The 8,536-nt window shown below is 71.4% G+C and carries 7 protein-coding genes; 5 read left to right on the top strand and 2 right to left on the bottom strand.

The annotated features are described in order from the left end of the window. The 4 genes from MFF04_RS18775 to murD all read left to right on the top strand — a co-directional run. On the top strand, window positions 1-1,082 hold a 1,082-nt coding region (locus MFF04_RS18775), incomplete at its 5' end, for a Mur ligase family protein (protein ID WP_238278095.1). Beyond that, window positions 1,079-2,557: a UDP-N-acetylmuramoylalanyl-D-glutamyl-2,6-diaminopimelate--D-alanyl-D-alanine ligase gene (locus MFF04_RS18770; RefSeq protein ID WP_238278092.1), complete on the top strand. Its 1,479-nt coding sequence runs from the start codon at window positions 1,079-1,081 to the stop codon at window positions 2,555-2,557. The genes MFF04_RS18775 and MFF04_RS18770, both read left to right, overlap by 4 nt. A 97-nt stretch (window positions 2,558-2,654) precedes the next feature. After that, complete coding sequence (mraY, locus tag MFF04_RS18765) at window positions 2,655-3,740, top strand: phospho-N-acetylmuramoyl-pentapeptide-transferase (RefSeq protein WP_238278090.1); 1,086 nt, start codon at window positions 2,655-2,657, stop codon at window positions 3,738-3,740. Between the two features lie 62 nt (window positions 3,741-3,802). After that, window positions 3,803-5,170, top strand: coding sequence for a UDP-N-acetylmuramoyl-L-alanine--D-glutamate ligase (murD, locus tag MFF04_RS18760; protein WP_238278088.1), 1,368 nt, complete (start codon window positions 3,803-3,805; stop codon window positions 5,168-5,170). A 156-nt stretch (window positions 5,171-5,326) separates the two neighbouring features. On the opposite strand, the gene MFF04_RS18755 is transcribed toward murD, so the two are convergent. Then, window positions 5,327-5,800, bottom strand: coding sequence for an SRPBCC family protein (locus MFF04_RS18755; RefSeq protein ID WP_238278086.1), 474 nt, complete (start codon window positions 5,798-5,800; stop codon window positions 5,327-5,329). Window positions 5,801-5,953: 153 nt separating this feature from the next. Continuing rightward, complete coding sequence (locus tag MFF04_RS18750; protein ID WP_238278084.1) at window positions 5,954-7,429, bottom strand: methyl-accepting chemotaxis protein; 1,476 nt, start codon at window positions 7,427-7,429, stop codon at window positions 5,954-5,956. Between the two features lie 249 nt (window positions 7,430-7,678). Here MFF04_RS18750 and MFF04_RS18745 point away from each other — a divergent pair. Beyond that, window positions 7,679-8,536, top strand: an 858-nt coding sequence (locus MFF04_RS18745; protein WP_238278082.1) for an FtsW/RodA/SpoVE family cell cycle protein, incomplete at its 3' end; no start/stop codon positions are given.

Genomic DNA, 8,536 nt, shown 5'->3' with positions numbered 1-8,536 from the left:
TCGGCATCGTCACCAACCGCGGCGCCACCTACGGCTCGCTCACCACCCCCGACCCCGTGACGCTCCACGAGACCCTGGCGCGGCTCTCCGCCGAGGGCGTCACGGAGCTCGCCATGGAGGCCTCCTCCCACGGCATCGAGCAGCGCCGCCTCGACGGGGTGGAACTGACGGCGGCGGGCTTCACCAATCTCGGCCGCGACCATCTCGACTACCATCCGACGATCGAGGACTACCTCGAGGCGAAGCTGCGCCTGTTCACCACTCTCCTCCCTGAGGGCCGGCCGGCCATCGTCAACGCCGACGGCGCCTATGCCGAGCGGGTGATCGCGGCGGCCCGCGGCGCCGGCCGCCCTGTCCGCACCACCGGCCGGGCCGGCGAGACGATCCGGCTGCTCGCCGCGCGGACGGAAGGCTTCGATCAGGTCCTGCACCTGCGGGCGCCCGGTCCGCTGCATCCCCAGCAGGACGTCGAGTACGAGGTCAGGCTTCCCCTGGCCGGCGCCTTCCAGGTGGAGAACGCCCTGCTCGCGGCCGGTCTCGCCCTCGCGACCCCGGCGGGACAGGCGGACCGCCCCGGCGTGATCGCGGCGCTGAACCATCTCACCGGCGTGCCCGGCCGCATGGAGCGGATCGGCGAGGCGCGAGGCGCGCTCTGCCTCGTCGACTACGCCCACAAGCCCGAGGCTCTGGAGCACGTGCTGCTGGCGCTCCGCCCCTTCGCGACCGGCCGGCTCGTCCTGGTGTTCGGCTGCGGCGGCGACCGCGACCGGGGCAAGCGCCCGCTGATGGGCGCCATCGCGCAGCGCCTCGCCGACCGGGTGATCGTCACCGACGACAATCCCCGAAGCGAAGAGCCCGCCGCGATCCGCGCCGCGATCCGCGCAGCCGCACCCGGCGCCGAGGAGATCGGTGACCGCGCCGAGGCGATCCGCGCCGCCGTTCACGGTCTCGCGCCCGGCGACGTGCTGGTGGTGGCCGGCAAGGGCCATGAAACCGGCCAGATCGTGGGGGATCGCGTGCTGCCCTTCTCGGACCACGACGTGGTCCGCGCCGCGCTCGCGGAGCTGCAGGACGCCCGATGACCGACGCTCCCCTCTGGACCCCGGACGCGCTCCAGGCCGCCACCGGCGGCCGCCTCCTCGGCGAGGCCGCCTCCGTCACCGGCGCCTCGATCGACACCCGCACCCTCCAGCCCGGCGACCTGTTCGTGGCCCTGAAGGGCGATGCCCGCGACGGGCACGGGTTCGTGCCGGACGCGCTGGCCCGCGGGGCGGCGCTCGCCCTCGTCTCCGGGGACCGGGCGGAGGCGCTTGCCTCCGCCGGCCCGCTGCTCGCCGTGCCCGCCGAGGGCCCCGATCCGGTGCTCGCGGCCCTTCGCCGTCTCGGTGTCGCCGCCCGCGCCCGGACGGGCGCGCAGGTCGCAGCCGTCACCGGCTCCGTCGGCAAGACCGGCACCAAGGAGGCGCTGCGCCACGTGCTCGCCGCGCAAGGGGCGACGCACGCCTCGGCCGCCTCCTACAACAACCACTGGGGCGTGCCGCTGACGCTCGCCCGGATGCCCGAGGCGACCCGCTTCGGCGTGTTCGAGATCGGCATGAACCACGGTGCCGAAATCCTGCCGCTCACCGCGATGGTCCGCCCGCACGTGGCGCTGATCACCACCGTCGAGCCCGTCCACATCGAGCACTTCCGCTCGCTCTCCGCCATCGCCGACGCCAAGGGCGAGATCTTCTCCGGGATCGAGCCCGGCGGCGTCGCGATCCTCAACCGCGACAACCCGAATTTCTCGCGCCTGCTCGCCCACGCCCAGGCCTCCCGCGCCGGACGGGTGATCAGCTTCGGCGAGCATCCGGAGGCGGACGTGCGCGCGCAGCGTATCGTGCTGCGTCCCGACCTCTCGGTGGTCGATGCCGTGGTGATGGGCATGCCCGTGACCTACCAGCTCGGCACGCCGGGCCGGCACACCGCCATGAACTCGCTCGGCGTCATGGCCGTGGTCCATGCGCTCGGGGCCGATCTCGCCCGCGCCGCCCTCTCGCTCGCCGCCTTGAAGCCCCCTGTCGGCCGGGGCGAGCGCACCCTGCTGCGCGTCGGCGACGGCGAGGCCGTGCTCGTCGACGAGAGCTACAACGCCAACCCGGCCTCCGTGCGCGCCGCGCTCGCGACGCTGGCCGGCATGGAGACCGCGGGCCGCGGCCGCCGCATCGCCGTCCTCGGCGACATGCTCGAGCTGGGGGAGGGCGCCGAGGCCGCCCATCGCGGGCTCTGCGAGGCCGTCGAGGCCGCGGGCATCGACGCGGTGTTCACGGCCGGTCCCCTGATGGCCGGGCTGTTCGAGGCGCTCCCCGTCGCCCGCCGGGGCGTCGCCGGGCAGACCTCGGGCGATCTCGTCGAGCCGCTGCTGGCGAGCCTCCGGGCCGGGGACGCCGTGATGGTCAAGGGCTCGAACAGCATCCGCATGGGCCGGATTGTCGAGGCCCTGAAAGCCCGCTACGCGAGCGAACCCGCGCCCCGCGAGTCGGCCCTCCGGGCGGTCTCGCCGGCCGCCCCCCGCTGAATTCCGGCCGGAATCCGCCCCGGCGGTTCCGCCGCCCATCGCCAGGGACTGCGCCGCGCGCCGCAGCACCCGCCGCAGAACGAGCCGCAGAGCCCCGATGCTGTATCTTCTCTCGGACCTGAGCGGCCAGCTCTCGGCCCTCAACGTGTTCCGCTACATCACCTTCCGCACCGGCGGGGCGATGTTCACGGCCGGGCTGTTCGTGTTCTGGTTCGGGCCCTGGATCATCTCGCTGCTGCGCCTGCGCCAGGGCAAGGGCCAGCCGATCCGCGAGGACGGCCCGCAGACCCACCTGCTGACCAAGCGCGGCACGCCGACCATGGGCGGCCTGATGATCCTTGCCGGCTTCGTGGTGGCGGTTCTGCTCTGGGCGAACCCGCGCAACCACTACGTGTGGATTACCCTCACCGTGACCCTCGGTTTCGGCGCGATCGGCTTCTACGACGACTACCTCAAGGTGACGAAGCAGTCTCACAAGGGCTTCTCAGGCCGCTTCCGCCTCGCGCTGGAGGCGCTGATCGCGATTGCCGCCTGCACCATGATCGCCCTCTACTCGCCGCAGGTCCTCAAGAACCAGCTCGCCTTCCCCGTCTTCAAGGACGCGCTCCTGAACCTCGGCTGGTTCTACGTGCTGTTCGGCGGCTTCGTGATCGTCGGTGCCGGCAACGCCGTGAACATGACCGACGGTCTCGACGGGCTCGCCATCGTGCCGGTGATGATCGCCTGCGGCACCTTCGGCGTCATCGCCTACCTCGTCGGCAACTCCTTCACGGCGAACTACCTCCAGGTGAACTACGTCCGCGACACCGGCGAGCTCGCCGTGGTCTGCGGGGCGGTGATCGGGGCGGGGCTCGGCTTCCTCTGGTTCAACGCGCCCCCGGCCCAGGTCTTCATGGGCGACACCGGCTCGCTCTCGCTGGGCGGCCTTCTCGGCACCGTGGCCGTGGCGACGAAGCACGAGATCGTGCTCGCCATCGTCGGCGGCCTGTTCGTGCTCGAGATGATGTCGGTCATCATCCAGGTCGCCTCCTTCAAGCTCACCGGCAAGCGCGTCTTCCGCATGGCGCCGATCCACCACCATTTCGAGCAGAAGGGCTGGAAGGAGCCGCAGGTCGTGATCCGCTTCTGGATCATCGCCGTGATCCTGGCGCTCGCCGGCCTCGCGACGCTGAAGTTGCGCTAGCCCCCCGCCGGGGTATGACGGGCGCTCGCGCCGGTCTTGATGCCGGCGGCTCGGAAGCGCGCATGACCCCCGTCACCACCTTCGCCGGCCGCAGAGTGGCCCTGTTCGGCCTCGGCGGCTCGGGGCTCGCGACGGCGCTGGCGCTCAAGGCCGGCGGCGCCGAGGTGCTCGCCTGGGACGACAGCCCGGAGAGCGTCGCCCGCGCGGCGGCGAAGGACGTGACGACCGGCGACCTGCGTGGCGCCGACTGGTCCGGGATCGCCGCGCTCGTGCTGTCGCCGGGCGTGCCGCTGACCCACCCGGCCCCGCACTGGAGCGTCGGGCTCGCGAAGGAGGCCGTCGTCGAGATCATCGGCGACGTCGAGCTGTTCTGCCGGGAGCGGACGCATCTCAGCCCGCAGGCGCCGTTCATCGCCATCACCGGCACCAACGGCAAGTCGACCACCACGGCGCTCATCGCCCACATTCTGGTGCAAGCCGGCCGCGACGTGCAGATGGGCGGCAATATCGGCACCGCCATCCTCTCCCTGGAGCCCCCCTCCGAGGACCGGGTGCACGTGATCGAGCTCTCCTCCTTCCAGATCGACCTGACGCCCTCGCTAAACCCGAGCGTCGGCCTGTTGCTCAACATCACCCCCGACCATCTCGACCGGCACGGGGCGATGGAGAGCTACGCCGCGATCAAGGAGCGCCTCGTGGCGGGCGCGAGCCTCGCCGTCGTCGGCGTCGACGACGCCCCGAGCCGGGCGATCGCCGAGCGCCGCACGGGCCCCCTCGTGCGGGTGCGGGTGACGGCCTCGGCGGCGGGCGTGCCCTTCGACGGTCTCACCGCGCGCGACGCCGCCGTGTTCGACGCCGGGGGCGCACAGGTCGCCGACCTTTCCGGCATCGGCTCGCTGCGTGGTCCTCACAACTGGCAGAACGCCGCCTTCGCGCTCGCCGCCGCCCGTGCCGTGGGCCTCTCCGACGAGGCGATCCAGGCAGGGCTGCGCTCCTTCCCCGGCCTGCCCCACCGCATGGAAGAGGTGGGCAAGCGCGGGCCCGTGCTCTTCGTCAACGATTCGAAGGCGACGAACGCCGATTCCACCGAGAAGGCGCTCGGTGCCTTCCGGGACATCCACTGGATCCTCGGCGGCAAGGCCAAGGACGGGGGCATCTTCCCCCTGGTGCCGCTCTTCGACCGGGTGGCCCACGCCTACCTGATCGGCGCCGCCTCCGACGCCTTCGCCGCCACGCTCGAGGGCATGGTGCCCTACACACGCTGCGAGATCCTGGAGGCCGCCGTCCCCGCCGCCGCGGAGAATGCGGCCGCCTCCGGGGCGCCGGAGCCCGTGGTCCTGCTCTCCCCGGCCTGCGCCTCCTACGATCAGTTCCCGAACTTCGAGGTCCGCGGCGACCGGTTTCGCGATCTGGTGCGGGGGCTGGGGTAGGGCGTCCTCACCTCGCCTGGCAGCGCGGCCCGAGGGCGCATCGGGAAGCGCCGCCACGGCAGCCCGGACTTATCGGACTCCGCGCCGGCGTCGTCTGCTCGATGATCGGTGGGGCGTATCCCGCGAGGCGTCTCCGCCCGCGGGACGGCGTCTCCCCTACTTCGTCTTCTCGGCCAGCCCCTTGAAGCCCGCCTCGTAGATGCCGCCGATCACCTCCTGGGCCTTGGCGTCGGGGGCGCCCTTGGCCTGGAAGCTGCCGGTCCAGGTCAGCTTCGAGCCGGAGCCCTCGGGGGCGACGCTCAGCGTCGAGCGGTAGCCGGAGACCGGCAGGGGGCTCTCGAGGATCGTGTAGGTATAGGCCATCTTGGCCTCGTCGCGGGACTGCTCCTCCTCGACGATGGTGCCGCCGCCCTTGAGGCTGAGGGTGCGGACGCTCTTGCCGCCCTTCGAGGACAGAGCGCATTTCTCGACGGCCGGGTGCCAGTCGCCGATGCCGCAGAAGCCGCCGATGGTCTTCCAGACCTTGGCCGGGGGCGCGGCGATCGTCGCGGTCTTGGTCACGTCGAGGGCGAGCGCGGGCGTGGCGAGCAGGCTCGCGAACAGCGCCGCCCCGAGCGGGTGGATCCTCATGGTCGTCTCCTCCGATGCCGGATCCCTGGAAGGCGGATCGTTCTGGCGCCCGCCAAACTGGCGCGGCCAAGGTCCGGATCAACCTGTCCAAAGGTCCGGTTTCACGAGGAGTTGATCGCGTCCTGCCCGGCCGCCGGCGGAAGCGGGCCTCAGCTACCGCGCCAGGACCTGCGCCGCCTGCCTCGTGGTCGCCACCGCGTTCGAGACCTGCACCACCGAGGAGGAGATCGCCGAGACGTTGCCGGCGATGGCCGAGACGGCGCCGGCCGCCTCCTGCATGTTCACCGAGAGGTCGCGGGTGACGAGGGTCTGCTCCTCCACCGCTGCGGCGGTGTTGACGACCTGATCGCGCATCAGCCCGACCGACTCGCGGATCGAGCCCAGCACCCGCACGACCTCGTCGGAGATCGACTGCATGCCGTTGATCTCGCCGTTGATCTGATCGGTGGCCGCTGCCGCCTGGGCGGCGAGGTGCTTCACCTCCTGCGCCACGACGGCGAAGCCGCGCCCGGCCTCGCCGGAGCGGGCGGCCTCGATGGTGGCGTTGAGCGCCAGCAGGTTGATCTGCGCGGCGATCGACTGGATCAGCCCGACGATGCCGCTCATCGAGCGGGCGGCGCCCGAGAGGCGCTCGGCGAAGCCGTCGGCGGCATGGACCTCGTCGGTGACGGCGTCGCTCGCCGTCTGCGAGCGGGCCATGCTCTGCGCGATCTCGACCACGGAGGCGGCGAGCTCCTCGGAGGCCGCGGCCATCATCTGCACGTTGCCGGCGGTCGAGTCCGCCGACCGCGCGGCCGACTGCGCCTCCCGCGTGGAATGGTCGATCGCCTGGTCGATCTCCCCGAAATTGTGGCCGATGAGGTGGCGCAGGTTCTCGAGGAGCTTCACCTGGTCGGTGATGTCGGTGGCGAACTTCACCACCTTGTAGGGCCGTCCGGCCGCGTCGAGGATCGGGTTGTAGGAGGCCTGGATCCAGACCTCGCGCCCGCCCTTGCCGAGGCGCCGGTACTGGGCGGCCTGGTAGGTGCCCTGCTTCAGGCTCGCCCAGAAGGCGGCGTACTCGGGGCTGCGGCGCTCGCCCTCGTCCACGAACATGCCGTGGTGGCGGCCGGCGATCTCCGGCAGCGCGTAGCCCACCGCCGACAGGAAGTTCGCGTTGGCGTCGAGGATGATGCCTTCGAGATCGAACTCGATCACCGCCTGCGCCTTGCGGATCGCGGCGAGCTGGCCGGCCCGGTCGGCGTCCTCGGCCTTCTGACGGGTGATGTCGGTGGCGAACTTGACGACCTTGAAGGGGCGTCCGTCGCGGCCGAGGATCGGGTTGTAGGAGGCCTGGATCCAGACCTCGCGCCCGCCCTTGGCGATCCGGCGGAACTGCGCCGCCTCGGACCGGCCGGCCCGCAGCCGCTCCCAGAACGCCCGGTAGGCCTCGCTCTCCCGCTCGGCCGGGTCCACGAACATGCCGTGGTGGCGGCCGGCGATCTCCGGCAGCGTGTAGCCGATCACGGAGAGGAAGTTCGCGTTGGCAGAGAGGACGTTCCCGGCGAGATCGAACTCGATGATGCCCTGGACGCGGTCGAGCGCGGCGAGCTTTGCGGCGGCCTCGATCTGCTTGGTGGAAGCGAACATGGCGGGGCAGTCTCCAAGTCTCGGTCCGCAGAAGTTGCCGAGAGAGCGGTCTTCCGCTGACCTGGACTCAGATGAGACCTTTTTCCTTAATCACAGGTTGCAAAATCGGAGCGCAACCTAAAATTGTTTCGCTGGGACGGGACGATCGCGGGACCCGATCGTCGGCGCCCGCGTCCACCAACCGTTTACCATTCCGGCACAGGATCGCGGCCCTGCGGCGGGTGTCTTCCGCCCGGAGGCCCCCTGCCCATGATGTCCCGCGCGGATCGCACGCCTCTGACCGACTGGTGGTGGACCGTCGACCGCGGCCTGCTCGCGGGGCTCGGGGCGCTGATGGTGGCCGGCCTCGTCTTCCTGATGGGCGGCGGCCCGCCGGTGGCCGAGCGCATCGGCCTGCCGACCTTCTACTTCCTCAACCGGCAGGCGCTCTACCTCGCGCCGACCATCCTGCTCATCGTCGCCGTCTCGTTCCTGTCCCTGCGGCAGGTGCGCCGGCTGGCGCTCGGCACCTGGCTCGTCGGGGTGGCGCTCTGCGTACTCGCCGGCAAGTTCGGCCCCGAGATCAAGGGCGCCCACCGCTGGATCCAGTTCGGCTCCTTCGGCCTCCAGCCCTCGGAGTTCGTGAAGCCGGCCTTCGTGGTGGTGGCGGCCTGGGCCTTCTCGGAGGGCGCGCAGCGCCGCGACATGCCCGGCGGCTTCCTGGCGGTGCTGCTCCTGCCCGTCACCATCGTGCCGCTCATCCTTCAGCCCGATTTCGGGCAGACGATGCTCATCACCATCGTCTGGTGCGCGCTGTTCTTCGTGGCCGGGCTGCACTGGTTCTGGGTGGCGGGCCTCGGCGCCGGCGGCCTCCTCGGGGTCTTCATGGCCTATACGTTCCTGCACCATGTCCGCGAGCGCATCAGCCGCTTCCTCAACCGCGACTCCGGCGACAGCTTCCAGGAGTTCTGGTCGCGCGAATCGTTCCGCTCCGGAAGCTGGTTCGGCACCGGTCCCGGCGAGGGCGTCGCCAAGCGCCACCTGCCGGACGCGCATACCGACTTCATCTTCTCCGTCACCGGCGAGGAGTTCGGCGTGATCGTCTGCCTCTGCCTCGTGGCGCTGTTC

The organism is Methylobacterium jeotgali, assembly GCF_022179345.1.
Taxonomy (GTDB): domain Bacteria; phylum Pseudomonadota; class Alphaproteobacteria; order Rhizobiales; family Beijerinckiaceae; genus Methylobacterium; species Methylobacterium jeotgali.
Note: the sequence above shows the minus strand (reverse complement) of the source record. Positions and strands in the feature narration are given on the sequence as shown.